This is a genomic window from Mycobacterium sp. SMC-21 (assembly GCF_045310825.1).
Lineage (GTDB): Bacteria > Actinomycetota > Actinomycetes > Mycobacteriales > Mycobacteriaceae > Mycobacterium.
This window is the reverse complement of the sequence record NZ_JBJIAO010000008.1, coordinates 147,407-174,145: the sequence shown is the minus strand read 5'-3', so window position 1 is coordinate 174,145 and position 26,739 is coordinate 147,407. Positions and strand designations below refer to the sequence as shown.

Below are 26,739 nucleotides of genomic sequence, written 5' to 3'. Positions count from 1 at the left end.
GGGTACGTAACCGGAGGCGAGGGCACAAAGGCCTTTGGGGCGGCGCATGAGTCACCACGGGTCGAGGGTCCCGAGCGGTGGCGAGTGATCACTCAACGAGTGACTTTCGGCCATAGCAGCGGAGGGGTCGCGCTCGTACCGTCGTGGGCATCGGACAGTCAGAGCCATCGGAGGATATTGTGACCGAATTACCGCCCCGCCCTTACATTTTGGTCGGCATCGACGGGTCGAGCTCATCGCTGATGGCCCTGACTTGGGCCGTCAACGAAGCACAGTTGCGCAACCTCCCGCTCCGGTTGGTGCACGCCGTCGACTTCGAGAGTTTTGCGCTGGGGTTCAACCCGGGGGCCTCGGAGAGCTTCTTCAAGTATCTGGAGACCACCGGCCAGCGCTTCCTTGACGAGGCCCTCGATCGCGTCCAGACGCTGGACCCTGATCTGGAGGTGATGTTGACCAGAAAGGCGGGCCGTCCAGCGCGCGTGCTGATCGACCTGTCGAAGGGCGCATTCCTCACCGTCGTCGGTTCAAGCGGACTGAACGCGTTCACCGGCCTGCTGGCCGGCTCGGTGGCAGTGGCGCTGACCGCGCACGGACACAGCCCGGTGGTCGTCGTCCGCGCACCGGGGGTGCCGGTGACAGGACCCGTTGTGGTCGGGATCAGCGGGGCCCCGGACAGTGAGGATGCGATTGGCTGGGCCTTCGAGGAAGCCGCCATGCGCGGGACCGGACTGACCGCTGTCCTGGTTTGGGGCTATCTGCCGGCGCATTTCTACGATGCCCAAGGCCCCTGGAATGACCTGACCGGCCAGGCGCGTGAGGAACAGCAGGAGATGCTGCTGGCCGAGCGATTGGCCGGGTGGCAGGAGAAATTCCCTGATGTCGCCGTGCGCCGCGTCGCGGCACTCGGCAATCCTGGACACGTGCTCCTGAGCCACGCTCAGCGCGCTCAGCTGGTCGTCACGGGAAGTCATGGTCGAGGCGACGCCACCGGACTGCTGCTCGGTTCCACCTGCCACAAATTGATCCACCAGGCGAACTGCCCGGTGCTCGTCGCTCGGCCACATGCTCGCGAGTCCACCCGATGACGAGCGCAACTCGCGAGGTGCGTGAGCCCTTGACGGCGGCGCGGCTGCGATCGGTGGACGCGTACTGGCGGGCTGCCAACTATCTCACTGCCGGCCAGATCTACCTGATGGACAATCCGCTACTGCGAACGCCTTTGGAGCACCAACACATCAAGCCCCGCCCGTTGGGGCACTGGGGCACCTCGCCGGGGCTGAACTTCATCTACGCGCACCTAAATCGCGCCATCATCGATCATGATCTCGACGCGATGTATGTCATCGGTCCCGGTCATGGCGGGCCGGCGCTGTTCGCGAACGCCTGGCTCGAGGGCAGCTACAGCCGAACACGTCCCGACATCACCCGTGATGAACGCGGCATGGCGACACTGTTCCGCGAATTCTCCTTCCCGGGTGGCGTGCCCAGCCATGTCGCACCGGAAGTTCCGGGCTCCATCCACGAGGGCGGCGAGCTCGGTTATTCCCTGGCGCACGCCTACGGTGCAGCTCTCGACAACCCGAACCTGTTGGTGGCGTGTGTGATCGGTGACGGCGAAGCCGAGACCGGTCCGCTGGCCGCCAGCTGGCATTCGAACAAGTTCATCAACCCCGTCACTGATGGTGCGGTACTGCCCATCCTGCACCTCAATGGGTACAAGATCGCCAATCCGACGGTCCTGGCGCGGATCACCGACACCGAACTCGATTGTCTACTAAGGGGATACGGGCACCATCCGATCTACGTCAGCGGCGACGATCCGCAACAGATGCATCAGGAGATGGCGGCGGCGATGGATCGCGTCGTGGCGATGATCAACGAAATCCAGACCGCCGCGCGTGCCGCGACATCCCCAGCGGCGCGCCCACAGTGGCCCATGATCGTGTTGCGGACGCCCAAAGGCTGGACCGGACCGCAGTGGGTCGACGGTGTGCCTGTTGAGGGTACGTGGCGTGCCCATCAGGTGCCCATAGCCGATGTCCGGTCTGATCCGGAACATCGCCGGCAGTTCGTCGATTGGCTGGATTCGTACCGCCCCGGCGAGCTGTTCGATGAAATGGGTTGCCCCACAGCGCTGGTGACCGACAATGTGCCGTCAACCGATTATCAGATGGGATTGAACCCGAACGCCAACGGTGGCCTGCTGCTGACACCTTTGCATTTGCCTGCTGCCCAGGAATTCGCGGTGTCAACCGTCAGGCCGGGGGACACCACCGCAGAGCCGACCAGGGTGCTCGGGCAATATCTGCGCGAAGTAATGGTGCGTAACGCCTGCTACCGCAACTTCAGACTGTTCGGGCCCGACGAGACGGCGTCGAATCGGCTCGGTGCCGTGTATGACGCCAGCGGCAAGCAGTGGAACGCAGCAGTTCTGCCGAGCGACGAGCACCTGGCCCGCGACGGGCGTGTGCTCGAAGTCTTGTCGGAACACATGTGCCAGGGCTGGCTGGAAGGTTATCTGCTGACCGGGCGGCATGGCCTGCTCAACAGCTACGAGGCCTTTGCTCATGTCGTGGACTCGATGGTGAACCAGCATGCCAAGTGGCTCAAGGTGAGTCGCGAACTACCGTGGCGAGCACCGATCGCGTCCCTGAACTACCTGATCACGTCCCACGTGTGGCGCCAGGACCACAACGGCTTCTCGCACCAGGATCCGGGTTTCATCGACCATGTTGCCAACAAGCGCGCCGATATCGCCCGCATTTACTTGCCGCCGGACGCAAACACGCTGCTGTCGGTAGCGGCGCACTGCCTCGCCAGCCGGAACTACATCAACGTGATCGTCGCCGGGAAGAACGACGCCCCGGTATGGCTCACCGCGGAGCAAGCTGCGGTGCACTGCGCACGCGGCGCGGACATCTTCGAGTGGGCCAGCACCGACAGGGGTTCAGAACCTGATGTGGTGCTGGCCTGTGCCGGCGACGTGCCCACGATCGAGGTGCTGGCCGCTGCTTCGATACTGCGAGAGCACCTGCCGGAGGTGGGTATTCGCGTCGTCAACGTCGTCGACCTGTTCCGGCTGCAATCCGACTCTCAACATCCGCACGGCATGACCGATGCGGCGTACGACACGTTGTTCACCCCCGACCGGCCCGTGATATTCGCCTACCACGGTTACCCGTCGTTGATCCACCGGTTGACCTACCGGCGACGCAATCACCGCAACATGCATGTGCGCGGATACCTGGAGGAGGGCTCGACGACCACGCCCTTCGACATGCTGGTGCTGAACAAGATGGACCGCTTCCAGCTCGTGATCGACGCCATCGATCTGACGCCCGGACTCGATGGTCCCGCAGTACACGCACTGCGCGCAGACATGGTTGCGGCTCATGATCGCCACCGTGAATGGATCCGGACGCACGGTGAGGATCTGCCCGAGGTCACGGAGTGGCGTTGGGAGTCGGCAACTGATTGACGGCGTCGGCGATATGTGTCCTCGTATGACGACTGTGCGCTCAAGGAGCTTCGGCGACTAGGGGCTCGGGTCCTCAGATTGACGGCCACTGGTGATCCACGCCGTGGCGTCCTCGACCTGTCCCGCGGGAAACTTCCGGATCTCCGCCGCGATGAAGTGTGACACCAGGTACTGTGCAACGCCCGCTATCGGCGAATCAGTGACGATGGCAATCTTTTTCACGTGTTGGTGATGGTCATGGACGAATCGCAGGTGCGTCACCATCGCCCCGAAACTGTCCCATCCCGGAAAATGCGGAGCGTCGATGACGAGGCCGGCAAGGTCGCCGCCCTGCTCGATCTTCGGGTCGACAGTTTGGGTGAGGGCGGCAAAATCGCCGGTACTCAACGGGGATTCCGGGTGAATGGTGAGAATCGAGTTGTCCGAGTCCCATTGTTGATCGATCACGGTTCACTCCTGTGCTATCAGTCTGAGCGCAAAGTTGTTGTGCAGCAGCGGGTAATGGCCGGTTCTAGCCGCTGAGCAGCATCAGGTTGCCCAGCCGGCGAGTGTGCGTCGCAGCTGACGCGACGGAGATCAGGTGAGCGAGCCCGTTCTCGATGCCGCGGGCGAGATCTTCCGTGTCGAGCTCGGCGTCGTAGTCGCCGATGACTCCGAATGTCAGGCGATCGGCGTAGCTCATGATGGCGATGCCCGTGCGCATGCCCATCGCAATCGGCGGTACCGGCACGAGCGCGGCGATCTGACGACCCATCAAGCGCATGCGCCGGCTCGGGCCGGGGACATTCGTCGTCACGGCAACGACGCCATGTTGCGGAAGCCGGCCCAGCAGGCGCACGGCCGACGCCATGATCGGAAATGGAATCAGGTTGGCTGCGGAAACCACCAAAGAGCCGGCCTGGCGCTGCCCACTGCCTTTCGCCGTGGTCAGCCTCTTGTGGACCAGCCGAAGCTGTTCGAGCGGATCCGGCCGATCGACGGGGAGGTCAGGCAGCAATATGGAAACCCGGTTGTCGGGCACGTGGAGTAGTTCGGCAGGCCGGACGGAAACCGGCACGACGGTGCGGATCGGCCCGGCCGAAGGTTGCATGTCGTGCTGCAGCATCGCGGACCGGAAACCGTCCGTGATGGCGGCCAGAGCCACGTCGTTGACGGTGACGCCGAACCGCTTGGCGACCATCTGGACATCGGGTAGCGAGACCTCGACAGCACTGAATCGGCGCATGTCGCTGAGCTGCCCGTTGAGGGGTTGGGTCGAGGTGGTGAGCACGCCGGCTACGAGTTGAGCAGCTCCGAACGCCATGCGCACCCCACTGCGCGCCGTCGATCTCACCATCCGCCACGCATCGGTGCCGAGCGTGACCGGATTGAAGCCGCGCCGCGATTGCCGACCTGATCCCGAATGGAGGCAGGGTATTTCATCGCGCGCTGCCGACTGGTTGTCGCAAATACCGGCGAGCATCACTGTCGCCGCGACACCGTCGGCGATGCAGTGGTGCAGCTTGACCACGATCGCCCAGCGACCATCAGCCAGACCGTCCAGCATCCACGCTTCCCACAATGGACGGGATCTGTCGAGGCGGCGCTCCATCAAGCTCGCCACCGCGCGATGAATCGCAGTGTCATCACCGGGCGCTGTCACGGTGAGCCGGCGGACGTGGTGGGTGATGTCGAAACTGGGTGCCGGTACCCATTCTGGAGCGCTGAGGTCGAGCGGATATGAGTGCAACACCTGTCGGCAACGGGGCAGGGCGGCCGAGCGCTCGTCGAGCACCGCTTGTAGTTCGGCGAAGTCCGGGGCCGGGCCTTCCATGATGGCCACCACCGCGACGGCAAGATTGGCATGACTGTCGGAATCCTCAGCCTGCAGGAATCCGGCATCGAGAGCGGTGAGCTGGTTGTCGTTCATCGGTGTCCTTTACGGGCCGGCCTGCCAATGGTGCGGTGTTCGCGAATGATGTTGCGCCTATCGGAAGTTCACGAGCAGAGCTGATGGACCGCGGTCGTAGGGACCTTCGGCACCTGCTGCGCCTACCGTGACCGGGCTTGTGGCCTTCCGGCTGCCTGCCAGAGGACCTTTGACCCGTGTGGGCCTCAGACCAGTGGCGCACCATCTAGTGGCTGCCCCGCTGAAGTCGTGATTCGTAGGGAGGATTTCCCGATGGCCGTATCCACCGATGAGGATGTCCCGTCGTCAGAAGGCGTGGAAGATGCGTCCCAAGGGCGGTTTCTCGCTCTGATCACCGCTGCGCTGATCGTGGCGGCGATGCTCATCGGTTGGATGTTCGGCGGCTTTTCGCTGGTCCGCCTGGTGCTGCCGGATGACGAGGTAGCGCCGGCGAAAGTTGCTACGGCACAACAGCAGGCGCCGCCCACATCGCAACAACTGCATGCGTGGCTTGCGCAACTTGAATCACCGCTGGACGCGTTACTGATTCAGCGGGACAACATCGCCACCGCGGCTGCCAAGTCTGACATGGTGGGAATTCAGCGGGCCTGCGAAGCCGGCCAGATGGTCCTGCCTCAGCTACAGGCGTTGTTGCCGAGCCCAAAAGCGACACTGACAACCGCCCTGCAGCAGACTCTCGAGGATTTCGGCTCCGGATTCAGTGAGTGCCTGACCGGCATTCGGAGTCAGGACGTCGCAGACATCGAGATGGCCTCGGTCTATCTGTACCGCGCGAACAATGACCTTCGAACGCTGATGGCATTGATTGCGCGTGAACTGAATGACGTCGACTCCGGGAATCAGGACATCGTACCGGTCTGACGTTGCCGGCCGAGCCGAATGCCGTTGGAGTTCATCAGGAGTCGGCGGACACGGCGGCGGATGGGGCTGATCGACGATCTGGGGACCACCCGACCGCGGTGAGATACAGCCCGGCCAGCCCGGTGACGATCACGACGGCCTGCCACCACGGTGCGGCGGCCAGAACGTCGTGCCCTGTTGCCAGGTACGCCGCGGGGAACATCATCAACGCCGCGCCCTTGAGCACAGTCAACCAGCCGAGCACCGACACGGTGGCGGCCGGAGCTCCGCGCCAATGCGGGTGCAGTGTGACGACGACCAGTCCCATCGGTAAGACGAATGCGCCTGTGATCCAAGGCCATACAGAGTTGTCCCCGAATGTGTGCATCAGAGTCTTGACGTAATCAGCCCGGGTGACCAGTGATGCGGCCGCGACGACGAGATAGGGCCCGAGCACCCGAGCGAACATCCGGGTGCGGTGCTGAATGTGCGGTGTTGCGGTCATGATGCGAACTCCATCTCATCGATAGAGGCGCGGGTCGTTGATCGGGGCTCGGATCAGCGACCCGCCGCCTCGTCGTCGCAGGCACGAGAACCCGGCAACGAGTCCTCGTCGTGCAGAAGGGAAACGACGTCCGTCAGCGCGCGGCGCGGGGTCGAGGGTAAGGGGTCTGCGTTCAAGGGTGCCCAGCCGACGCGAATGAGCATCTGCGGGAACAATTCATCGCCGAAAACGTCCGATCGGACGATGGCTCGGCACTCGGGATTCTCCAGTGCCTCCGTGACGGGGCACGTGGACAGTCCCTGCGCGGTGGCTGTGAGCAGAACTGCGCTCGTTGCTTCTCCGGCCCGCAATCGATCAATCGGAGTGTCGGTCGAGGTGCCGAGCGCCAACAGTGAACCGTTGTCATCGGTGGCCGTTGTGCCTGCGGCCTGGCCGAGCACGGGTCCGGCGAAGATGCGACTGGGGAGAGCAGCGCTGTGGTCGGGCGCGGGTGTACTACGAGCGGGCACGCCGGCGACCGATGCGTAGCGGCCGCTCCAGACCGTCAGTTCGGTGAGGTAGTCCAGATCATGCACATGCTGTGAAACCGCTTGCCGCAGTGCATTTGTGAGGACGTCGTTGAGCTTTACCCGGCGCAGGCCGATGCCGAGGCGCGCCGCGCGGGCGGTCATCAGAGCGATGTCCCCGAGCGGGACGGGCCAGCCGCTGTAGTACCGCCGGTCGGTTCGGCGCCGCGGAATCGCCGCGGCGAGAGCGATGTCGGCCTGCTCTGGGACGCAGGGTGTCAATTCGATCGCGGCGAGATGATCAGGCTCGGCCGGGTTTGGGAACCTGCGCACGGTCGCCTGCCAGCCCAGCGCGTGGAAGGCCACGGTCGCGTGGTGCAGCGCCGCACCACAACTGATCAGCAGGTCGCGGCCGTCGGGGTCGGTGTGAATCAGGTGCAGTGACGATTCGGCGTACAAGTGCACACTGTTGGCGCCGATGCGCCACCGCCAGGGTTGCGTGTTGTGCACCGAAGGGGCACGCGTTGCCAGCGCCATTGCCGCGCAAATCGTCTGATGGTCGGGGAACGTCTCGGGCATCTGATTCACCTCACTGGACCTGTGATCGAGGTCGACCCGGTGCGTTTCAGATCGCGCACACTGCTCGTTTCTCATACAACGATCCTGCAGGTGATCGGGCACGATCGACAGAGCACTACGTCACTTGCTGAAGAGTTCTGTCCCAGACCACATGCCGGCGGAAGCGGTGTCTATCGTCATTGGTGGCCAAAGACATTGGACCCGCATCCCGAGTCGCCCCATCAGGGCAGCGGCGCCCACCACCGCAGGACGGTGCCGGCGTCGACGCCGGGTCCGACGGTCATGTCACCGCCGGTGTCTCGCGCCCGTCGGCGGAGGTTCGCCAAGCCACTTTCGGTGATGCCTTCGGGTAATCCCTGGCCGTTGTCGGTGACCTCGATACGCAAGTCGTTGTCGACGTTGACGGTGACGCCGACCGCGCTGGCCTTGCCGTGACGGACGGCGTTGCTCACCGCTTCGCGGACGACGGCCTCGGCGTGATCGGCCAAGTCGGGCTCGATGACCGAGAGCGGGCCGTCGTAGCGGACCGTGGTGTGCAGTTCGTGGCTGGAGAAAGAGGCGACCGCGGCATCGAGTCGCTGTCGTAACCGAGTGGTGGAGGCGGTGCTGCCGTGCAGATCGAAGATCGCGGTGCGGATTTCGGTTATCACTTCCTGGAGGTCGTCGACGCAGTCGGTGATGCGGCGCTGCACATCGCTGGACTTGGCGCGCGGGATCGCGCCCTGGAGCGTCAGACCAACCGCGAACAGCCGCTGGATGACGTGATCGTGCAAGTCTCTGGCGATGCGGTCGCGATCGGCCAGTACAGCCAGCTCACGCTTCTGCCGCTGACTGGCGGCAAGCTGCCAGGCGAGCGCGGCCTGGTCGGCGAACGCGGCCATCGTGTCCAGCTGATCCGCGGTGAATTCCTGGCGGCCCGCATTCCGCAGCACGACCAAGACTCCGATGACGCTCTCGGTGGTGCGCAGTGGCAGCACCAGTGCCGACGCCACGTCGGCCGCAATTGCTTCAGGTAGCTCCGCTGCCCGGCAGATCGAGGGCGTTCGATCGTGAAAAGCCCGGCCGATGGGTCCGCGGGCCCCCGGCGCCTCCAGCGCTGATGCTCGGGCATCGCCGACGACGTCGATCACCTGGAGTTCGGTGATCTCGCTGCTCGGCGCATCGTCGTCCTCGGGAACCGCGATCAGCGTCGCGTCCGCGTCCGTCAGCGAACGTGCCTCCTCTGCGATCTGGCGGAACACCAGCGACGGCTCCGTGCCGGACAACAGGGCGGTACCGATATCGCGGGTGGCCTCGATCCAGGCCTGGCGTTGCTGCGACTGACGGTAGAGCCGGGCGTTGTCGATGGCGATGCCGGCCGCCGCGGCCAGGGCCTGTGCGAGCACTTCGTCGTCTTCGCTGAATGGCTGTCCGGATGCTTTTTCGGTCAGATACAGGTTGCCGAAGACTTCGTCGCGGATGCGGACCGGCACACCGAGGAAAGTGCGCATGGGAGGGTGGTGCTCGGGAAAGCCCACCGAGGCGGGGTGGGTGCGAATGTCTTCCAGCCGAATGGGTTTCGGTTCGTCGATGAGGACGCCGAGTACGCCGCGCCCTTGGGGCAGCGGGCCGATCTTGCAACGGGTCTCCTCGTCTATGCCTTCGTAGACGAATTCGACGAGCTCGTGATCCGTGCCCCGAACACCGAGGGCCCCGTATCGTGCGTCGATCAGCTCGATCGCGGTGCGCACGATGGTGCGCAGTGTCTCGTCCAGTTCGAGCCCGGACGTGACGGTGAGCATCGCCTCGACCAGACCGTCGAGCCGGTCACGGCCCTCGATGATCTGTTCGACGCGGTCCTGAACTTCACTGAGAAGTTCACGCAGCCGTAGTCCCGATAGCGGCGCTCGCAGCGGATGCTCAGTGCTGCTGTCTTGACGTCTCACATCGGTGATTCTGCCACTGGGGCAGCGGTGCGCCAGGAATTTGACGCCGGCGGCAGATCAGTCGTCCGAGCGCCGCGGCCGGTCCAGTTTCGACACGAACACCGCGGCCTGCGTCCGTCGTTCCATGCCCAGCTTGGCGAGCAGACGCGACACGTAGTTCTTTACCGTCTTCTCCGCCAGGAACATTCGTGCGGCGATCTGCTTGTTGGTCAATCCTTCGCCGAGCAGATCCAGCAGCACCCGTTCCTGATCGGTCAGCCCCGAAAGCGGGTCCGAGCGCTCGGCTTCATTGCGGAGCTTCGCCATCAACGCCGCAGCGGCACGGTTGTCCAGGAGGGACCGTCCGGCGCCCACGGCCTTGATCGCCTCGGCGAGTTCCATGCCTTTGATGTCCTTGATGACATAGCCGCTCGCGCCGGCCAGGACCGCGTCGAGCATGGCCTCGTCAGACGTGAACGACGTCAACATCAGACACCGTAGGTCGGGCAGGCGCGACAGCAGGTCGCGGCATAGTTCGATGCCGTTGCCGTCCGGCAGACGCACATCGAGGACGGCCACATCGGGCCTGAGCGCAGGAATCTGGGCCATGGCGTGCGCCACGGTTCCAGCCTCGCCGATGACTTCGAGATCCGGATCCGCACTCAGCAGGTCGATGAGTCCGCGGCGCACGACTTCATGGTCATCGACGAGAAATACTGTGACCATTCGCGTGCCCTTCTGCACGCCGGCGGCGCGCTGATAAACGTTGACGTCTTGCTCATGACGATAGGCCAGGCCTCGGCTACAGGCGCTGATTACGTTGGCAAATCAGTGCCGTGCAGTTCACCTGGGGCGAGGCTGAGCGCGCCGTCCCCACGATCTCACCCATCCCGGGCCTCCGGTGCCTGCCGATCACCAGCAATTGGATCGAATCGGCATGGCGATCAAGGTAATTCATCGTGGAACCACGGATTGCGACGGGGTTGAACTCGATGTCCGGGTTGGCGAGGCGATACCGGGCGAGACGTTTGTCCAGCCGCGCAGACACGCCATCATCCTGCACTTTGTCCCGTCCGTCCGCAGGCGAGGTCGGCCGCGTTGCGAGCACCGTCAGGGGCACTCCGCGTAGCCGGGCTTCGCTGATTCCGGCCTCGAGAACGACGGCGCTGTCCGGACTTTCATCGACTTCGACCACGACGTGCCTGGGCTGCATCACCCCGTGGTGGTTGCCGCTGCGGACGATCGCCACCGGACACGGCGCGGAAGTCGCCAATGTGGCCGCGGTCGAACCGAGTCGGTGCCCCGTGGCATGCGCGATGCCGAGCGAGCCCAGACACAGGAGGTCAGCAGATCGGCTGGCGTCCAGGAGGACCCGGGAGGGATGCCCCTGCAGTACTTCCCATTCCACTTTGACAGGCTGCTCTGTGGACTCGACCGCGACCAGCGCACGCCGCACGGAGACGTCGGCGCACGCCAGATCTTGGGCTTCCTGCTGGGGATCGACGGCACCGCGTGGCTCGACGACGTAGAGCAGGCGCAGGGGTACGTCGCGACTGACGGCTTCATCGACCGCCCACAAGGCAGCGTCGACCGACCATCGCGAGCCGTCGATGCCGACCACGACGGCCGGCGACGGTGAAGCTGACTTGTACATCTCCGCACCCTCCTGACATCCCCGAGCTGAGTATTCGTCGACGGTAGGTGCGGTGACCGTGTCCGCGGCAGGGGCATTGGTCCCTAGTTGCCTGACCGTGGGTCCATGTGCCCTAGTGAGCGGGCTGGCGACTTGTCATCGTCGACGATATGAAGAAGCAACTGGCAACGGGTGTAGCGCTTGCGGCTGCACTGTGCGTAGCGGGCCGGCTGTATCGCAAGTGGGCGGCCGCCAGGCGCACATCCAGCGCTCCGCCATCACTTCCGGTCATCAGAGCCATGTGGCCGGAAGCGGAAAACATCCGCCAGCTGGCGTCGCGGTGTCGGTGGCGGGACGTCCTCCAGGGCTGGGGCGGTGCCGATGCGGACCAACACCTGGGGCAGGGGATGGCCGGTGAGCGCGCTGATGATGTCGCAGGTGGCCGGGTGCTCCGTCAGGTGGGTGAGCGTGCAACTGGCTAGGCCCGCGACGGTGGCTTCGAGCAGCACTGCCGACAACGTCTCGCCGCACGCCAAGATGTCCTCGCGCGTATCGCCGAGTGCGGAGATGACCACCACGGTGGCCTGGTCATCGCCGGCATGTTGGCGACGCTCGCGGACATGGGAAACCGGGAACGAGCGTCCGATGTCAACCCGATCACCTTCTGCAGCCGACAACAACGCACTGTGTGGAATACCGGTTGTACTCTCAAAAGACGAAGTCCACCAGTCCAATTCGGCGTGATACGCGGCGTCGTACATCCGTAGCGCATCGGTGAGATGTGACGCCTGGGCTACTTCGGTGCGTTGTCGGGCGGTCAGGACGTCAACCTGTGCCGGGTGATTCACCGTTGCCAGCCGCAGCATTTCGACCAACGCGGGCCGGTCTGTCACTGCGCCGAACGGAAGTCGATCGGATCGCCGGCACAATATCGCGTCTGCTGCCCGTCGCTGTGCCGGTGTGACGCCGGCGGCCGACTGGAAGCGGATGTCGGCGAGGTGCCGGTGGTTCTCGGGGTCGGGAAAGCGCTCGACGTTGGTGGTCCAGCCAGTTGCGGCCATCGCCACGCGGAGATGGTCCAAGGCCGCGCCGCAGCTCAACAGTGCCTGGCGGCCTGAACCGTCGGTGGTGACCAGCCAGCCGGCGTCGAGATACAGCTTCAGCGTGGCGGATTCGAGCACCCAATTCCACGGCTGGCTGTTGTGGATCGACGGCGCTCTGCAGGCCAGAAGTACCGCATCTTCGATTTCCGCGAGGGAAATAGTGGCTTTCGTCATGCGGCGTCCTTCTCGACAACAGCGAGGTGCACCTTGAAGCCTGCGACGGTTCGGACGCTTCGCACAGGGTCGGAAGTCATCATTACCTCGGCAGTTGGCGGTCAAGCACGTCATCGGGTGTCGACAGAGCACTTTTCGGATCCCGCGAGGACCTTCGACACTATGCCGTGTTCGAGCAGTGCGGTCAGATGTCATCGGAGAGCTGCATGACCACTACGGCACAAGGACCTTTGATGAACATCCAAGCCCCGGTCAACCCGGTCGTCGTCGGCATCGACGGTTCGAAACATGCGGTGCGCGCTGCGCGCTGGGCCGCACTCGAGGCGGCGAGCCGGGACACCACGTTGCGGCTGGTCTACGTCATCGACTCGGATCATGCCGACAGCCAGGAGAGCATCGACCGCGCTCAGCACGCGTTACACAAGGCGTGGAAAGCCGTGACCGCTACACGCGTCGACGTGAAGCTCGAATCAGAGATTCTCTCGGGCAGCCCGGCTGAATGCCTTGCCGATGAGTCCCGCCAGGCGGCTGTGGTGTGCGTCGGCGACCGCGGAACACATGACACGCCTGATGCTCCGCGCGGATCGACGGCTGTTGAGGTGGCCCGGAGCGCGCCAGGCTCGGTCGCGATCATCCGGCGGAAACATCGCGAGTTCGACCATCGCAAGTGGATCGTGGCCGTCCTGGACGAATCAGCCTCTGCCACGGCCGTATTGAAGGCTGCCGAGTCTGATTCGGCATGGCGTGATGCGCCGATTCTGATGCTGGAGCCCTGGTCGCATTCGGGGGCGCCGGTCGATGTCAGAAATCCGGTGCACGCCGCTCTGGAGCGGTATTTGAGGGCCGCGGACAACAGTTACCTCGAGTCGGTCACCCTGGCGATGCCGGGGCATCTGAGCAACTTGCTGCGGCAGAGTGCATGCATCGACCAGCTTGTCATCGTGCCGGGTGACGACCGGGACTTGGTTGCGGAACTGACCAGCGACGAAATGCGCAAAACCTTGAAAGGTTCGGACTGCACACTGTTGTTCGTCCGGCCGGCCTACCGCCCATCAAGTGGCAATGGAACAGCTTGCCACCAGAGTTCGACCGAGCTGCTGACGGCAGGGCAGTCATGACCCAGGTGCTGCATGAGCCGATCCGGCGCACCCAGTCGGCAACCAGACAAGGGTCGGTGGCGACCGAATTCGGGACGCGGCAGTCCCGTGACACCGCGGGTACGGACTGGATTGCCCACGTTGCGGCGAAACTCGCTCTTCGCGAGGGGCGCCACGATACCGCGCGGGATGCGGAGATCGCGAGCTGGTGCCGGGAGACTGCGATGCAGTTCGCGGATGCCCGAATTCAAGCGTTCGTCCCACTGTTGGTCGAGCGAATCGTCGCCGACCGCATTCGGCGTGGCAGTGATTTGGGCTGCTAGTCGGCATCCCGGACGGTCAGCAGCACCTTTCCGACGGTCTTGTCGGAGTCGAGCAGGCGGTGCGCCTCAGGGGCGTCGGTGATCGGCACCTCCGCCGCGACGACAGGCACCACCGCTCCGGCGTCGATCAGTGGCCACAGATGCTGCCGCAGCGCGCTGATGATCTCGGCTTTGGAGCCGGGGCCTTCCTCCGGCCGGCGCCGCAGGTTCGTCACATGTACCGATCCTCGTTTGAACAGCAGCGTGCCGAGATTCAGTTCGGCGACGGCGCCACCCTGTAAGCCGATGATGGTCAGGTGGCCGTTCTCGGCGAGGGCGTCGACATTCTTGCCGAGGTAACTGCCGCCCATGATGTCAAGAATGACGTCGGCGCCAGAGTATTCGGCGTTGACCACCGCCGGGAAATCCTGGTCGCGATAGTTGATCAACGTCCGCGCGCCGAGTTCGCGGCAGGCGTCCAGCTTGAATTGTGTGCCGGCCGTCACCGCCACGTTGGCCCCGAGTGCGCGGCCGACTTGTATTGCGTGCGTGCCGATTCCGCTGCCGCCGCCGTGGATCAGCAGCGTCTGCCCGCTCTGTAGACCACCGGTCATCACCACATTCGACCAGACGGTGGCCGCGGTTTCCGGCAGCGCCGCCGCGGCCGTGACGCTCACGCCCTGAGGCACGGGCAGCACATGGCTGGCGGCGACGTTGACACGTTCGGCGTACCCACCGCCGGCCAGCAGAGCACACACCGCGTCACCGGGTGCCCAATCCTGCACTCCGGCACCGACTTCAGCGATGTAACCGGAGACCTCAAGGCCCGGAATGTCGCTGGCGCCCGGCGGCGGCGGATGGAAGCCCATGCGCTGCATGACATCGGCCCGGTTGACACCGGCCGCCACCACCTCGATGGCGACCTGACCGGGCCCGGGCGCGGGAAGGTCGTCGACCTCGGCCCATTCCATCACCTCGGGCTCGCCGTGGCCGTTGAGAGTTGTCGCGTACATGTTATTTGCCTCCGGGGATGGGGAATTGGGTTGGTTGTGGTCGACGGACTCTGATTGTGGTCAGTGCCTGGTACTTCTCGTGGGTCTGTTCGGGTAGGTCTTCCGGCGTGCCAGGTAAGCCCGTGGGCTGGAGCCGTTCCAGCGGTGGAAGGCGTGGGAGAAGTTGCTGACATCGGTGTAGCCCAGCCGGTTGGACACCTGCTCGACCGTCATGCCGCTCTGCAACAGCTCCGTCCCGAGGTGGTGGCGCACTTCGTCGAGCAGTTTCCGGAACGACGTGCCCTCGGCCTCCAATTGGCGGCGCAACGTTCGGGTACTGCACGAGAGTCGGTCCGCCACCTGGGCCAGGCTCGGCGGGTTGGCGGGGTCGGCCAGCAGCAGGTCACGGACCAGGCCGGCCCGGCCGGTACGGGCTTCCCGCTGTTCGAGCAGCATCCGGCACTGCTGCTCGGTGAGCTTGGCGGTGTGGCTACTGGCTTGCGGCAGAGGAATATTCAGCAGGCCGGACCCGATGGTGACCGATGTTTCGGTGTCATCGAATTCCGGCGTGGAGCCGAACATGTCTTCATAGAACGTCACGGCCGGCCCCGGATCGGGGAGGGCGAAGCTGATGCGGCTCGGCGGCGGGGTGGCGCCCAGAATTTCCCGGTACAGGTTGGGGATGGCCGCTGCGTCGCGCTCCAGGACGAACCTGCGGATCGGTGCCGGCACGGCCCGGGCGTCGATGACGATCGTCAGATCGTCACCGTGTCGTCGGGTCTCGAAAGTGCAGAAGGCGTAACTCAATTGAACGAATCGCACGGCGACATCGATCGCCTCGCCCAAGGTCGGACTGGTCAGGATGGCGAATCCCCACAGCCCGAACGCCGTGACCGGGTACCGGGCCGCCGCCTGCAGGCCGAGGCCGGGCTGATCACCCAACGCGGCAACGATATTGGTGATGGCCCTGAGTTCCTGCTGCGCGGTGACCTCGGCATCGGGAACGCGAATCGCCGCGGGTGGGATCCTGGTGCCGGCGAGGCATTGCTGCGCGGTCAAGCCGAAGTCGGCGGCCCAGTCGAGCATCACCGTCAAGCTCGCGGCAGACCGCTTGGAGTGCAGGTCAAGCGTCGTCATCGGTCGCGCAATCGCTCGCGGTACTCGCGGGGCCCGACGCCCTTCCACCGGCCGAACGCCTGCGTGAAGCTGGAGGTCTGCGAATAGCCGAGGCGGTCGGCTATTTCGGCAACGGGCATCCCGCTCGCGACCAGTTCCTCGGCGAGTGCCTCACGGGTTTCCTCCTGCAGATCGCGCAGCGACACTCCCTCCTGAGCGAGGTGCCGGCGTAGCGTGCGCGCGCTGACAGTCAGCTGCCGTGCGGCCTCGTCGAGTGTCAGCACGGGCGCCGGACTCGACAGCATCATGTCGCGCAGGAGGCCGGCGACACCGGCACGCGCAGACCGCTGTCGCAGCAGTTCGACGGCTTGCTTCTCGGCCATCGAGCGCGCGTACTGGTTCGCCTGGGGCAGTGGTTTGTTCAACGCGTCGAGGCTGACGATGAGGCAGTTCTGCGGTGCGCCGAACTCGGGCTCGACGCCGAAGATGTCGACGTACTTCCGCACGATGTCATCCGCGGGCCGCTCGGTGGTGTACGCGACCTGTAGCTGGGCGTCCGATGACATGAGCAGGTCACGCTGCAGCGTCTGGATACCGGTGCTGTCGCGCTCGACGGCGAACTGACGCAGGTCGGACGGCAGGTGGGACGGGTCGAGAATCAGCCGGCCGTAGCCGTCCGTCATGTCGGGCGACACCGTGAGCCGGCACAGGCAGAAACTGAGCGCAGCCAGCGATACGCCCACCTGCATCGCCTCGCCCAACGTGCGCGAGCTCATCAGCGCCAGGCCCCAGATTCCGGGCGAGGCGGCATGGCAGCGCAGCCCGGCTTCGATGCCGAGGCCGGGGACATCAAGGGCGCCAAGCATATTGGTGATGATCTGGATCTCGTCGCGCAGATGCACTTCGGCGTCCAGGTCATCGAGGGCGGAGCGGGTCAGCGACGTGCCATGCAGTGATGCGGTGGCGGGCATTCCGTGTTCGGTCGCGAGGTCGACGAGCAGAGCCACCCCCGCCGGTGAGCGGAGAACATCGTGCGTACTCACATGCTCCTCATTCGGCCGAATCCGATTGCTGTCACCCTGCGGTACCGAGCCTAGGGGCCGAGCCGTCTCACGCAATAGGTGATGAATGGCCAACAAGTTGTGAGAAGTGGCCAACTCGTAGCGCCGCATTCCCGCCTGCGGAATTCTTGCCGTATGACCAAGCGCATCCTGAACGTCGTCACCAACGTCTCGCACTACGAGGACCCGTCCGAGCCGACCGGCTTGTGGCTGTCGGAGCTGACGCATGCCTACCACGTCTTCGCCGAGGCCGGCTACGAGCAGACCATCGTCAGCCCCCAGGGTGGGCTCTCGCCGCTGGAGCCGCGGTCGCTGAAGTTCCCCAACTTCGACAAGAGCGCCAAAGCCTGGAAAGCCGACGCCGCCAAGATGGCGCTGCTGGCCGACACCGCCGCGCCGGCGGACATCGACTCGGCGGATTTCGACGCCATCTACTTCACCGGCGGCCACGCGGTGATGTTCGACTTCCCGGACAGCGAAGGACTGCAACGTATCTCGCGGGAAATCTTCGAACGCGGGGGAGTCGTGTCCTCGGTCTGCCACGGCTACGCCGGGCTGCTGAACACCACGCTTTCGGACGGCTCGCTGCTCGTGGCGGGCCGCAAACTCACCGGCTTCTCCTGGACCGAGGAAGTCGTGGCCCGCGTCGACAAGCTGGTGCCCTACAACGTCGAAGAAGAAATGAAGAAGCGCGGCGCACTCTACGAAAAGGGGCTCATTCCCTTCGCTTCGTACGTCGTTGCCGACGGTCGCCTCGTGACCGGGCAGAACCCCGGCTCCGCGAAAGCCACGGCCAAGAAGGTCGTCGAAGTCCTCGGGCGCGGCTAGTTTCCCTCCGAGCCGGGCAGATTCGGGTCGAGGGTGCGCACAGATCGTCAGATCCATGGTTGAGAGGCGCTGATCGCACAGTCGCGGCCTGGTTGGTCATCTCGGCTCGCAGATCACGACCGGTATGTCCCGGCTGGTCCGTCGTTGGTAGTCGGCGTAGCCCCGGTAGGCGGATACGATCTTCGGCCACAGCTCGGCCTTTTCTGCGGCTGTTGCGGTGCGCGCAGACATCTGCCGGCGCTGTCCGTCTATCACGATCTCGCACTCGGGGTTGGCCTGGAGGTTGCGGTACCAGTCCGGGTTGCGGTCGTCGCCGCCCTTGGAGGCGACGAGCACGACCTGACCCGAATTGTGCACGGGCGACGTCAGATAGCAGGACCGCGGCAGCCCCGACTTGCGACCTGTCGTATGCAACTCCACCAGCGCCATGCCGAAGGGTTTGGCCAACAGCCTGTTTCCGCTGAGGGTCAGGATCAGCCGGTGTGCGCGGTTCATGAGCTTGGCACCGGCGTCACTCAACGTGTTGCTGTTCATTTGACGCCCGGGAGACGGCGCAGCAGTGCGGCGCGGGCGCCGGCCACGGGCGGAGACGCGAATGTCGTCATGGTGTCTTCTTCCTGCAGTGCGGTGCGCAGCGTGTCCTGCGCGAGTTTGATTGCGGCAGTGGCCGCGTGGGTTGAACGGAGCGCGTTGAGCATCATGAAGTCGTGGATGATGCCGCCGAACCGCACCTGCACGACAGGCACACCGGCCTCGCGCAGTTTCGCGGCGTAGGCCTCGCCGCCGTCGCGCAGGACGTCGGCCTCGGCAGTGATCACCAGAGCCGGTGGTAGGCCTTCGAGCTGCTCGACGGTGGCACGCAACGGTGACGCGTAGATCTCATCGCGTTGCGCGTCGTTCTCGGTGTACTGATCCCAGAACCACTTCATGCCCTCGCGGCTCAGGAAGTAGTGTTCGGCGAACTGGTGATACGACGGCGTGTCGAAGTCCGCCGCGGTGACGGGGTAGAGCAGCACCTGGTGGCAGATCGTCACGTCGCCCCGGTCCTTGGCCATGAGCGTGAGCACGGCGGCCATGTCGCCACCCACCGAATCGCCGGACACCGCGAATCGCGAAGAATCCAAACCTTTTTCGGCGCCGTGGGCGAAGACCCATTGTGCGGCGGCGTAGTTCTGCTCGATGGCGGTCGGATACTTGGCCTCGGGGGACAGGTCGTACTCGGGGAACACCACGGCGGCGTCGGCACCGACGGCCAGTTCCCGGACCAGGCGGTCGTGCGTGTGGGCGTTGCCGAATACCCAGCCCGCGCCATGGATGTAGAAGATCACCGGCAGGGGGCCGGTGGTCCCGGCGGGCTTGACGATGCGGACCTGCACCGAGCCCGTGGGTCCACCCTCGACGGTGATCCACTCGTCGTCGACGTCGGGCATCTGGACTGCGCCGGACTGCACCTCGTCGACCGTCTTGCGGCCTTCGGCCGGCGGCAGCTGGTAGAGGATTGGCGGTGTGTCGGTGGCCTGGCAGAAGGCGAGGGCCTCGGGCTCGAGCACCGGCTTGATGTCGGTCATGGTTGTCTCCTCATGCTCACGGGGTGGAACTGCTCAACGAGGTGGGACCTGATCGATAGTTGTCCACTTGCCTGCACCCTGACACCTGTTTGGCCACTTATCACAAGTTATTGGCCATCCGACACCTGTGGACCGTGGCCGACTGCTGTCAGCCTTGAGCTGTCAATCCCTACGAAGGACGAGGTCCATCACCATGGCTACGCAACTCACCGAGGTCGAATTCGCCGGCCAGACCGTCGAGGTGCCGAAGGGCGGTTACTACGACCGCTACCGCTCGAACCCGAATCTGGACGAGGTGGCACAAGACCCCACGGTAGGCAACATCGACTGGTTCCGGCGCATCCCGAAGGTTCAGGTCGACTCACGGGTGGGGCCGTTGTGGGCGCCGAACTTCTACTACCGCGCCAGCATCGTTCAGGCGAATCTGCTTGCGCCGCTGGACCGTTTGTCCGCGATGCTCCCCGCACCGCTGGAGCCATTGCGCGCCGTGCCCGGTTACGGCATCGCCGCGCTGACGTTCTTCTCGTACGCGGTGTGCGACAACGACCCCTACGATGAGGTGTCCGTTGCCGCCGTCATCCGCAAGCCCGGAGACCACGGCGTGGTGTCGGGCCTGCTGCCCGAACTCGAACTGCTGAATGCCCTGCGGCGCAGGAACTTCTACGCGCACGTGCTGGCGCTACCGGTCACCACCGAGATCGCCCGGGTTCGCGGAGTCAACGGTTACCAGCTGCCGAAGTGGCGCACCGACATCAGCGTCGACATCAGTGACGCCGTGCACGCCGAGATCGACGGGCCCACAGGGAAACCCGATGTGACGCTGCACGCGCCGCTGCCCGAGTTCACCGACGTGCCGTCGCAGTCCCGCATGGGTACCAACACCATGATCCATCTGGTCGACGGCCAGTGGCACCAGACGTCGGTGCAGTCCAACACGCTGTCGTACGCGCAGCGCAGCTTCCCTCGCGACGTGACCATCGCCCGTAACGGCGGCCCGCTCAGCGACCTGCTCGACGGGCTCGGCGCGTCCCGGGTCTTGAGCCTGGACATCGCCAAGGATGCGCAGTTGGTCCTGAACCTGCCGCGGCCGCTGAACGCCTTCGGCTGATCGGGTACATGGGCGGGTTATCAGAGGTGATGTCGCAGAAGGGATTTCCGGAATCGTCCAGAACTCCGTCGACATCGGCCGGCACGCGGTCGAGAAGCTCAGGGCGGCCGTCGCCGGCGATGGTGCCGATAGTGACGCCGAAGCGTGATCCGGATTTCCAGCGAATGGCCGCGGGTCGGGGATAGGGTGCGGGCGGCGACGCGGCCCAGCGGCCTGTGCGGGGTCGGCGCCATACCGACAATGGCCGGCGAGCCCCGGGGAAGGACGGACGATGAAGGTTCTGGTGACCGGGGGGACGGGCTTTGTCGGGGCGCATATCGTTGCCGCGCTGATCCGGGACGGACACGACGTGCGGATGCTGGTTCGGCGGGCGGAGCAGGTGCCGATATCACTTGAACCGCTGGGTGTTTCGGTCGATGACATCGTCGTCGGAGATGTGCTGGATCCTGACGTGGTCGCTGCCGGACTAGACGGTGTCGACGCCGTCGTCCACGCGGCCGCCGTGTTCAGTCTCGACGCGCGCCGAGCCGCCGAGATCACCCGGACCAACCTCCGCGCAACGGAATTGGTCGTGGGCGGTGCCGTGGAACGCGGTCTCGACCCCATCGTGCACATTTCATCGACGGTGGCCCTCACGTGTCGCGACGGCGGCGGACCCGATCTGCCGCTGGGCGACGTGGACCTGCCGTACGCCAAGTCGAAACGTGAGTCAGAGGTACAGATTCGAGCGTTCCAATCGGGCGGGGCTCCCGTGGTGTCGGTGTACCCCGGTGGCGTGTTGGGGCCGCACGATCCGTATCTGGGGACGCAGGTCGAGCTGTTCACCTGGATCGTGAAGGGCTGGCTTCCCGTGTGGCCGAGGGGCGGTGCCCACTACGTCGACGTCCGCGATGTCGCCGATGTCGTCGCCGCATGCATGGTGCGGGGCAACGGACCGCGTCGCTATGTGGTGCCCGGCCATCACCTGACCGGGGACCTGATGCACGGCACGCTGCACAAGATCACCGGACGCTGGCTGCCATTCGTGACGACGCCGTCCATCGTGGCCAAGCCCTTCAGCCGTTTCGTGGAACTGCTCAACAAGGTGCTGCCGGACGACATTCACCTCCCCGCGGACGTCGAGACCGTCGAGCTCGCCGAGCGGGACACCCGCTTCGACACGTCGCCCACCACGGAGGACCTCGGCGTCGTCGCGCGGCCGTTCGAGGAAACCGCCCGCGACACCCTGCTGTGGCTCATCGAAATCGGTGCGCTGGCAAGCATATACGCAGGCAATCTGCGCTGAGCTACGTTTTCGCGGCTGTGGCGGCAGCGGCTGCCCGGTCGGTGAGCAGGTCGTAGATCGGTCGCGAGCCGAGTGCGATGGCGACCAATAGCGCCGTCGCACAGGCACCGAGCATCGGGGGCAGCTGGTTCGCGCTGCCCGTGAGTTCGGTGGCGAGGATGAGGCCCGTCACCGGCGCCTGGACGGTGGCGGTGAAGAACGCTGCCATGCCGATGAGGGCAAGGGCCGCCGGAGCAGGCGCCGATTGTGGCGCGACATGGGTCGCGATCAGGCCGACGATCAGTCCGACATCGGCGCCGAGGACGAGCATCGGTGCGAACAGGCCGCCCGGTGTACCCGCGGCATACGACACCACGCCCAGGACGAAACGCAGCACCAGCACCGCCGTGACGGCACCGATGGCGCCGTGGCCCAGCAGCGCTTCCTGGGTGAGGTGGTCGCCGCCACCTGCGAGGTTGGGGGAGTACCAGACCAGCACACCGACGCCGGCGCCGATGAGCGCGGCACGGACCTCGACCGGCCAGCGGCTGGTATCGGCGGTGCGCAGGCCGAACATGATGGCTTTGTTGTAGAGCACCCCCAGGACTCCGGTGAGCACGCCGACGGCCAGTATCCACCCGGAGTCGGCCAGCGCCGGATCGGCCAGGGCCGGCACCTCGAATTCACTGCCCGAGCGGACGAATGGGTAGGCCGCCATGAACCCGGACGCCGAGGCGACCAGCGTGGCGACGGTGGTGCGCGGGTCGAAGCGCTTGACGAGCTCCTCCAGGACGAACACCCCGCCGGCGATCGGCGCGTTGAACGCGGTCGCCAGGCCGGCGGCCGCACCGGCGGCGGCGAGGATGCGCAGATCCGCTTGGGGACGGCGGGTCGCCGAGGCGACGATGACGGCGATGGAACCGCCCATCTGCACCGACGGCCCTTCGCGGCCGAGGGCGAGGCCCGAACCGAGGGCCAGCAGTCCACCGACGTACTTGACCGGCAGGATTCGGAACCGGCCCGGTTCGGCGCGCCCGGCGACCACTGCCTCGACGCGCGGAATACCGCTGCCCTCGGCGAACGGTTCGACGCGGCGGACCAGCGACGCGGCCAGCGCGGTGCAGGCGGCGCAGATGGCGGCGACGACGATGGGGCCCCACCAACTTCCGTGAGACCACTGCGACAGCGAGGCGCGCCACTGCGTCGCGTAGTCGAGCAGCACGCGGAAGCTGCCCGCCGCCAGACCGGTCATCGCACCGACGACGGCCGCGGCGAGGACGAACCCGATGACGTTGCCGGCCCGTCCCTTATCCATCACAGCCCACCGCGGGCGACCAACTGCGCGGCGATGACGTTGCGCTGGATTTCGTTGGTGCCTTCGCCGACGATCATCAGCGGGGCGTCGCGGAAGTAGCGTTCGACGTCGTATTCGGTGGAATAGCCGTAGCCACCGTGGATCCGGACGGCATTGAGCGCGATCTCCATGGCGATCTCGGATGCGAACAGCTTGGCCATGCCCGCTTCCATGTCGCAGCGTTCGCCGCTGTCGTAGCGCTCGGCGGCATACCGCGTCAGCTGGCGCGCCGCGGTGAGTTTGGTGGCCATGTCCGCCAGGTAGTTGCCCACCGACTGGTGCTTCCAGATCGGCTGCCCGAAGCTTTCCCGTTCCCGGGCGTATCTGAGCGCGTCCTCCAACGCCGCGGTCGCGACGCCGAGTGCACGCGAGGCCACCTGAATCCGGCCTGTCTCAAGGCCTTTCATCATCTGGCCGAAGCCCTTGCCGGGCTCGCCCCCGAGGATCGACGACGCGGGCGTGCGGTAGCCGTCGAACGTCAGCTCGCAGGATTCGACACCCTTGTAGCCCAGCTTGGGCAGATCGCGTGACACCGTCAGCCCGGGACCGTGTTCGACGAGCACCACCGAAATGCCTTTGTGCCGTGGCTCGGCGGACGGGTCGGTCTTGCACAGCAGTGCGATCAGCCCCGAGCGGCGCGCGTTGCTGATCCATGTCTTGGATCCGTTGATCACCAGGTCGGTGCCGTCCCGGCGGGCAGTGGTCGACATGTTCTGCAGATCCGAGCCGCCGCCCGGTTCGGTCAGCGCCATGGTCGCGCGCAGTTCACCGGTGGCCATGCGCGGCAGGTACGTCTGCTTCTGTTCCTCGGTGCCGAACAGGCCGATCAGCTTGGCCACCACGGTGTGACCGCCCATGGCGCCGGCCAGGCTCATCCACCCGCGTGAGAGTTCCTGCGTCACTTCGACATAACACGGCATCGACACCGGGGAACCGCCGTACTCGTCGGGGATCGCGAGCCCGTAGATGCCGATCTGCTTCATCTGTTCGATCCACGCCTCGGGGTAGGTGTTGGCGTGTTCGACATCGCGCACCGTGGGCTTGACGTCGCGGTCGATGAACGCGCGCACGGTCGCGACGAGCAGGGCCTCTTCGTCGGTCAGGTGAGTGGACACGGGCACTACCTTGCCAGGGCGGTGCCGCTCTCGAAGCAGGTCGGTCTAGGCGAGTTTCCGGTGCGCAGCCTGCTCCACGAAGAGTGGGATGAAGTCCCGCACCGCGTGATCGTGGAAATCGGCGTGTATCCGGCGGACAACGGCCCGCACCGTCCGGGGGTCGATGTTCGGGTAGGTGATGGTCAGTTGCGCCACCAGCGCGTCGATGGCGGCGTATTCGGTGGCCCGCGCGGTGGTGGGATCGACCTCGGCCTCGACGTCGTTCTCGGTTCCGTCGGTGCCCTGATGTTCGATCGCGAATGCGTCGTACGCCGCGATGACGCGCTCGGGCGTGGCGTCCGGGTGCTCGCGGGCCAGCGCGTCGAGCGCAATCCAGCAGGTCGGGCCCAGAATCGTGGTAGGTGGCGGCCGGTCTCCCCGCGTGATGGCCGCGGTGAGCAGATCCCGGAAGGTCTGCTCGGCGAGGCTCGTGGGTTCTTCGGACATGCCAGCGACTGTACGGATCGTTGGTTACCGCCAGGCGACGCGCACGTGAGATCGACTTTTCGCCCCATGGGGTGGGACACGTGCCGTCAGCGGCCGGTGGTCCCGCACACAATCGGCGGCGCCCGTCAACGAAGGAGCGCGGATGTACCTGCACATCGACCCCACCGGAATCCCACCACTCGTCGAGGTGCGTGAACCGGACGACTTCACGGCCTTCAAGGTGGTCATCGAGGTACCCGAGCACGCCTGGATCGCGCCGGAGGTGCTGGCCGACCTGGCCGGCCGGGGCGATGACGACCAATGGCGGCAGAACCTGGACGGCATGCTGGCATACGCCGCGAGCAAGGGCTGGTGCGACGACGCCGGACGGGTCCGGGCCCACGTCGAGGTGACTAGCGCAGCACCGCACCGGGGTTGAGAATGCCCTGCGGATCCAGCGCGTCTTTGATGCGCCGGGTCAGGGCCATGGCGTCGTCGCCCAGCTGAGCGGGTAGCCAGTCCCGCTTCAGCCGTCCGACGCCGTGCTCGCCGGTGATGGTGCCGCCGAGCCCGATGGCCAGCTCCATGATGCGGGCGAACGCGCGCTGGGCGCGGTCGGTGGCGTCGGGGTCGGTGGGGTCGTAGACGATGATCGGATGGGTGTTGCCATCACCGGCGTGCGCCACCATGTAGATCTGCACGTCGCAGGTATCGGCGATGTCCTCGACCCCGGTGACCAACGCGGGAAGTTGCGGTATCGGAACGCCCACGTCCTCGAGCAGCAAGCTGCCGAGCTTCTCGACCGCGCCGAACATGCCGCGGCGGGCGGCGGTGAACGCGGCGCCCTCGGCCGGATCATCGGTGGCGAAAACTTCGGTGGCACCGCACTTCTCGCAGTTGAGCACGATCGTCGCCACTTCTTCCGCTGCGGCCCCCGGCGCGTCGGACTGCATCAACAACATCGCTCGGGCAGACCGGTCCAGGCCCATCCGCATGTGGTCCTCGGCGGCGTTGATGCTCGCGTGATCCATGAATTCCAGCATGGCCGGCCGTATTTCACCGGTGATGGCGACCACCGCGTTGGCGGCATCCTCGACGGAGTCGAACAACGCCACCACGGTCGACGCGGGCGGCTGAGCCGGGATCAACCGCAGCGTCAGCTCGGTGATGACTCCCAGAATGCCCTCGGATCCGATGAACAGTTTCGTCAACGACAGTCCCGCAACGTCTTTCAGTAACGGACCACCCAGCCGCAACGCCGTGCCGTCGGCCAGCACGACCTCCATGCCGAGCACGTAATCACCTGTGACGCCGTACTTCACGCAGCACAGGCCGCCCGCGTTGGTCGCGGCATTGCCGCCGATCGACGAGATGTCGATGGACGACGGGTCCGGCGGGTACCACAGACCGTGTTCGGTAGCCGCGCGCTTGACCTCGGTGTTGGTCAGGCCCGGCTGCACCACGGCTGTCCGGGTGGCCCGATCGATCCGGATGTCCCGCATCCGTTCGGTGCTGAGCACCACGGATCCGTCGACGGCGTCGGCCCCGCCGGACAGGCCCGATCCGGCGCCGCGCGGTACCACGGCGACGCGATGTTCGGCGGCCCAGCGCAGCACCTGCTGCACGTCAGCGGTAGCGGCGGGGCGCACCACGGCGACGGGGGTGCCGGCGTTCGGGTCGGCTGCCGAATCTCGGCGGTAGCGCTCGATGATGTCGGGATCGGTGATCAGCGCGCCGTCGGGCAGGGCATCGGCCAGACGGTTCAGTGCGGCGGCGTGCATCGTCGGACTGTATCGAGACCGCGGCCGTCATGGACCGGACTGGTCCGCTGGGCGGAT

26 protein-coding genes are annotated in these 26,739 nt (G+C 65.6%); 9 read left to right on the top strand and 17 right to left on the bottom strand.

Annotated features, from left to right (window positions below):
* The first annotated feature begins 179 nt into the window (after nt 1-179).
* Nucleotides 180-1,085: a universal stress protein gene (locus ACJH6H_RS11320; protein WP_406774887.1), complete on the top strand. Its 906-nt coding sequence runs from the start codon at nt 180-182 to the stop codon at nt 1,083-1,085.
* Nucleotides 1,082-3,478 (top strand): phosphoketolase, encoded by a 2,397-nt coding sequence (locus ACJH6H_RS11315; RefSeq protein ID WP_406774864.1) that lies wholly within the window; start codon nt 1,082-1,084, stop codon nt 3,476-3,478. The genes ACJH6H_RS11320 and ACJH6H_RS11315 overlap by 4 nt, the downstream gene beginning before the upstream one ends.
* A 57-nt stretch (nt 3,479-3,535) precedes the next feature.
* Here ACJH6H_RS11315 and ACJH6H_RS11310 read toward each other — a convergent pair whose 3' ends face one another.
* Nucleotides 3,536-3,925 carry an STAS/SEC14 domain-containing protein gene (locus ACJH6H_RS11310; RefSeq protein WP_406774863.1) on the bottom strand — a complete coding sequence of 130 codons (390 nt, stop codon included), beginning with the start codon at nt 3,923-3,925 and terminating at the stop codon, nt 3,536-3,538.
* A gap of 64 nt (nt 3,926-3,989) precedes the next feature.
* The gene (locus ACJH6H_RS11305) at nt 3,990-5,387 is read right to left on the bottom strand and encodes a wax ester/triacylglycerol synthase family O-acyltransferase (protein ID WP_406774862.1); all 1,398 of its coding nucleotides are present in this window, start codon (nt 5,385-5,387) and stop codon (nt 3,990-3,992) included.
* 252 nt (nt 5,388-5,639) lie between these two features.
* Between ACJH6H_RS11305 and ACJH6H_RS11300 the strand changes: the two genes are divergently transcribed.
* The gene (locus ACJH6H_RS11300) at nt 5,640-6,248 is read left to right on the top strand and encodes a hypothetical protein (RefSeq protein ID WP_406774861.1); all 609 of its coding nucleotides are present in this window, start codon (nt 5,640-5,642) and stop codon (nt 6,246-6,248) included.
* Between the two features lie 34 nt (nt 6,249-6,282).
* Here the strand turns inward: ACJH6H_RS11300 and ACJH6H_RS11295 are convergent, their stop codons facing one another.
* From ACJH6H_RS11295 to ACJH6H_RS11270, 6 genes are all read right to left on the bottom strand, one after another.
* On the bottom strand, nt 6,283-6,732 hold the full coding sequence (locus tag ACJH6H_RS11295; RefSeq protein ID WP_406774860.1) for a hypothetical protein: 450 nt from the start codon (nt 6,730-6,732) through the stop codon (nt 6,283-6,285).
* Between the two features lie 53 nt (nt 6,733-6,785).
* Nucleotides 6,786-7,817, bottom strand: coding sequence for an Acg family FMN-binding oxidoreductase (locus ACJH6H_RS11290; protein WP_346415013.1), 1,032 nt, complete (start codon nt 7,815-7,817; stop codon nt 6,786-6,788).
* 221 nt (nt 7,818-8,038) lie between these two features.
* A complete protein-coding gene (locus tag ACJH6H_RS11285; protein WP_406774886.1) occupies nt 8,039-9,751 on the bottom strand; it encodes a GAF domain-containing sensor histidine kinase in 1,713 nt (570 codons plus the stop codon).
* Nucleotides 9,752-9,799: 48 nt separating this feature from the next.
* Entirely contained in the window at nt 9,800-10,447 is a 648-nt protein-coding gene (gene dosR / locus ACJH6H_RS11280; protein ID WP_029104893.1) for a hypoxia response regulator transcription factor DosR/DevR, read from the bottom strand.
* A 76-nt stretch (nt 10,448-10,523) separates the two neighbouring features.
* Nucleotides 10,524-11,342: a universal stress protein gene (locus ACJH6H_RS11275; protein WP_346415015.1), complete on the bottom strand. Its 819-nt coding sequence runs from the start codon at nt 11,340-11,342 to the stop codon at nt 10,524-10,526.
* A 290-nt stretch (nt 11,343-11,632) separates the two neighbouring features.
* Entirely contained in the window at nt 11,633-12,631 is a 999-nt protein-coding gene (locus tag ACJH6H_RS11270; protein ID WP_346415016.1) for an Acg family FMN-binding oxidoreductase, read from the bottom strand.
* 206 nt (nt 12,632-12,837) lie between these two features.
* Here ACJH6H_RS11270 and ACJH6H_RS11265 point away from each other — a divergent pair, with 206 nt between their 5' ends.
* Nucleotides 12,838-13,749, top strand: a complete 912-nt coding sequence (locus ACJH6H_RS11265) for a universal stress protein (RefSeq protein ID WP_346415017.1) — start codon at nt 12,838-12,840, stop codon at nt 13,747-13,749.
* Nucleotides 13,746-14,051, top strand: a complete 306-nt coding sequence (locus ACJH6H_RS11260) for a three-helix bundle dimerization domain-containing protein (RefSeq protein WP_346415018.1) — start codon at nt 13,746-13,748, stop codon at nt 14,049-14,051. Before ACJH6H_RS11265 ends, ACJH6H_RS11260 begins: the two co-directional genes overlap by 4 nt.
* On the opposite strand, the gene ACJH6H_RS11255 is transcribed toward ACJH6H_RS11260, so the two are convergent.
* Genes ACJH6H_RS11255 through ACJH6H_RS11245 form a run of 3 tightly spaced genes read right to left on the bottom strand, consistent with a single transcriptional unit; the run spans nt 14,048 to nt 17,181 of the window.
* Nucleotides 14,048-15,043: an NAD(P)H-quinone oxidoreductase gene (locus ACJH6H_RS11255; protein ID WP_406774859.1), complete on the bottom strand. Its 996-nt coding sequence runs from the start codon at nt 15,041-15,043 to the stop codon at nt 14,048-14,050. The genes ACJH6H_RS11260 and ACJH6H_RS11255 overlap by 4 nt on opposite strands.
* 60 nt (nt 15,044-15,103) lie before the next feature.
* Nucleotides 15,104-16,159, bottom strand: a complete 1,056-nt coding sequence (locus ACJH6H_RS11250) for an AraC family transcriptional regulator (protein ID WP_346415020.1) — start codon at nt 16,157-16,159, stop codon at nt 15,104-15,106.
* Nucleotides 16,156-17,181, bottom strand: coding sequence for an AraC family transcriptional regulator (locus ACJH6H_RS11245; protein ID WP_406774858.1), 1,026 nt, complete (start codon nt 17,179-17,181; stop codon nt 16,156-16,158). The genes ACJH6H_RS11250 and ACJH6H_RS11245 overlap by 4 nt, the downstream gene beginning before the upstream one ends.
* Before the next feature lie 153 nt (nt 17,182-17,334).
* On the opposite strand from ACJH6H_RS11245, the gene ACJH6H_RS11240 reads away from it, so the two are divergent.
* Entirely contained in the window at nt 17,335-18,027 is a 693-nt protein-coding gene (locus ACJH6H_RS11240) for a type 1 glutamine amidotransferase domain-containing protein (RefSeq protein ID WP_318984909.1), read from the top strand.
* 96 nt (nt 18,028-18,123) lie between these two features.
* Here the strand turns inward: ACJH6H_RS11240 and ACJH6H_RS11235 are convergent, their stop codons facing one another.
* Together ACJH6H_RS11235 and ACJH6H_RS11230 are read right to left on the bottom strand one after the other, a co-directional pair.
* Nucleotides 18,124-18,561, bottom strand: coding sequence for a nitroreductase family deazaflavin-dependent oxidoreductase (locus ACJH6H_RS11235; protein WP_406774857.1), 438 nt, complete (start codon nt 18,559-18,561; stop codon nt 18,124-18,126).
* Nucleotides 18,558-19,595 (bottom strand): alpha/beta hydrolase, encoded by a 1,038-nt coding sequence (locus ACJH6H_RS11230; RefSeq protein WP_406774856.1) that lies wholly within the window; start codon nt 19,593-19,595, stop codon nt 18,558-18,560. The genes ACJH6H_RS11235 and ACJH6H_RS11230 overlap by 4 nt, the downstream gene beginning before the upstream one ends.
* Nucleotides 19,596-19,788: 193 nt before the next feature.
* Here ACJH6H_RS11230 and ACJH6H_RS11225 point away from each other — a divergent pair, with 193 nt between their 5' ends.
* Together ACJH6H_RS11225 and ACJH6H_RS11220 are read left to right on the top strand one after the other, a co-directional pair.
* Entirely contained in the window at nt 19,789-20,703 is a 915-nt protein-coding gene (locus tag ACJH6H_RS11225) for an acetoacetate decarboxylase (protein ID WP_406774855.1), read from the top strand.
* 271 nt (nt 20,704-20,974) lie between these two features.
* On the top strand, nt 20,975-21,988 hold the full coding sequence (locus ACJH6H_RS11220) for an NAD-dependent epimerase/dehydratase family protein (RefSeq protein ID WP_406774854.1): 1,014 nt from the start codon (nt 20,975-20,977) through the stop codon (nt 21,986-21,988).
* A gap of 1 nt (nt 21,989) precedes the next feature.
* On the opposite strand, the gene ACJH6H_RS11215 is transcribed toward ACJH6H_RS11220, so the two are convergent.
* The 3 genes from ACJH6H_RS11215 to ACJH6H_RS11205 are packed head-to-tail and all read right to left on the bottom strand — an operon-like array spanning nt 21,990 to nt 24,922.
* A complete protein-coding gene (locus tag ACJH6H_RS11215; RefSeq protein WP_406774853.1) occupies nt 21,990-23,282 on the bottom strand; it encodes a ClC family H(+)/Cl(-) exchange transporter in 1,293 nt (430 codons plus the stop codon).
* The gene (locus tag ACJH6H_RS11210) at nt 23,282-24,436 is read right to left on the bottom strand and encodes an acyl-CoA dehydrogenase family protein (RefSeq protein WP_406774852.1); all 1,155 of its coding nucleotides are present in this window, start codon (nt 24,434-24,436) and stop codon (nt 23,282-23,284) included. The genes ACJH6H_RS11215 and ACJH6H_RS11210 overlap by 1 nt, the downstream gene beginning before the upstream one ends.
* A gap of 45 nt (nt 24,437-24,481) precedes the next feature.
* Entirely contained in the window at nt 24,482-24,922 is a 441-nt protein-coding gene (locus tag ACJH6H_RS11205; RefSeq protein ID WP_346416253.1) for a three-helix bundle dimerization domain-containing protein, read from the bottom strand.
* A 142-nt stretch (nt 24,923-25,064) separates the two neighbouring features.
* On the opposite strand from ACJH6H_RS11205, the gene ACJH6H_RS11200 reads away from it, so the two are divergent.
* Entirely contained in the window at nt 25,065-25,340 is a 276-nt protein-coding gene (locus tag ACJH6H_RS11200) for a hypothetical protein (RefSeq protein WP_406774851.1), read from the top strand.
* Here ACJH6H_RS11200 and ACJH6H_RS11195 read toward each other — a convergent pair.
* Entirely contained in the window at nt 25,315-26,682 is a 1,368-nt protein-coding gene (locus tag ACJH6H_RS11195; protein WP_406774850.1) for an FAD-binding oxidoreductase, read from the bottom strand. The genes ACJH6H_RS11200 and ACJH6H_RS11195 overlap by 26 nt on opposite strands.
* Between the last annotated feature and the right edge of the window lie 57 nt (nt 26,683-26,739).

Coding starts and splice junctions, on each gene's coding strand:
- ACJH6H_RS11260 (WP_346415018.1), top strand. CDS start 13,746: ATGACCCAGGTGCTGCATGAGCCGATCCGGCGCACCCAGTCGGCAACC.
- ACJH6H_RS11290 (WP_346415013.1), bottom strand. CDS start 7,817: ATGCCCGAGACGTTCCCCGACCATCAGACGATTTGCGCGGCAATGGCG.
- ACJH6H_RS11270 (WP_346415016.1), bottom strand. CDS start 12,631: ATGACGAAAGCCACTATTTCCCTCGCGGAAATCGAAGATGCGGTACTT.
- ACJH6H_RS11250 (WP_346415020.1), bottom strand. CDS start 16,159: ATGACGACGCTTGACCTGCACTCCAAGCGGTCTGCCGCGAGCTTGACG.
- ACJH6H_RS11305 (WP_406774862.1), bottom strand. CDS start 5,387: ATGAACGACAACCAGCTCACCGCTCTCGATGCCGGATTCCTGCAGGCT.
- ACJH6H_RS11240 (WP_318984909.1), top strand. CDS start 17,335: ATGACCAAGCGCATCCTGAACGTCGTCACCAACGTCTCGCACTACGAG.
- ACJH6H_RS11225 (WP_406774855.1), top strand. CDS start 19,789: ATGGCTACGCAACTCACCGAGGTCGAATTCGCCGGCCAGACCGTCGAG.
- ACJH6H_RS11265 (WP_346415017.1), top strand. CDS start 12,838: ATGACCACTACGGCACAAGGACCTTTGATGAACATCCAAGCCCCGGTC.
- ACJH6H_RS11195 (WP_406774850.1), bottom strand. CDS start 26,682: ATGCACGCCGCCGCACTGAACCGTCTGGCCGATGCCCTGCCCGACGGC.
- ACJH6H_RS11235 (WP_406774857.1), bottom strand. CDS start 18,561: ATGAACAGCAACACGTTGAGTGACGCCGGTGCCAAGCTCATGAACCGC.
- ACJH6H_RS11205 (WP_346416253.1), bottom strand. CDS start 24,922: ATGTCCGAAGAACCCACGAGCCTCGCCGAGCAGACCTTCCGGGATCTG.
- dosR (WP_029104893.1), bottom strand. CDS start 10,447: ATGGTCACAGTATTTCTCGTCGATGACCATGAAGTCGTGCGCCGCGGA.
- ACJH6H_RS11215 (WP_406774853.1), bottom strand. CDS start 23,282: ATGGATAAGGGACGGGCCGGCAACGTCATCGGGTTCGTCCTCGCCGCG.
- ACJH6H_RS11200 (WP_406774851.1), top strand. CDS start 25,065: ATGTACCTGCACATCGACCCCACCGGAATCCCACCACTCGTCGAGGTG.
- ACJH6H_RS11255 (WP_406774859.1), bottom strand. CDS start 15,043: ATGTACGCGACAACTCTCAACGGCCACGGCGAGCCCGAGGTGATGGAA.
- ACJH6H_RS11300 (WP_406774861.1), top strand. CDS start 5,640: ATGGCCGTATCCACCGATGAGGATGTCCCGTCGTCAGAAGGCGTGGAA.
- ACJH6H_RS11315 (WP_406774864.1), top strand. CDS start 1,082: ATGACGAGCGCAACTCGCGAGGTGCGTGAGCCCTTGACGGCGGCGCGG.
- ACJH6H_RS11230 (WP_406774856.1), bottom strand. CDS start 19,595: ATGACCGACATCAAGCCGGTGCTCGAGCCCGAGGCCCTCGCCTTCTGC.
- ACJH6H_RS11295 (WP_406774860.1), bottom strand. CDS start 6,732: ATGACCGCAACACCGCACATTCAGCACCGCACCCGGATGTTCGCTCGG.
- ACJH6H_RS11220 (WP_406774854.1), top strand. CDS start 20,975: ATGAAGGTTCTGGTGACCGGGGGGACGGGCTTTGTCGGGGCGCATATC.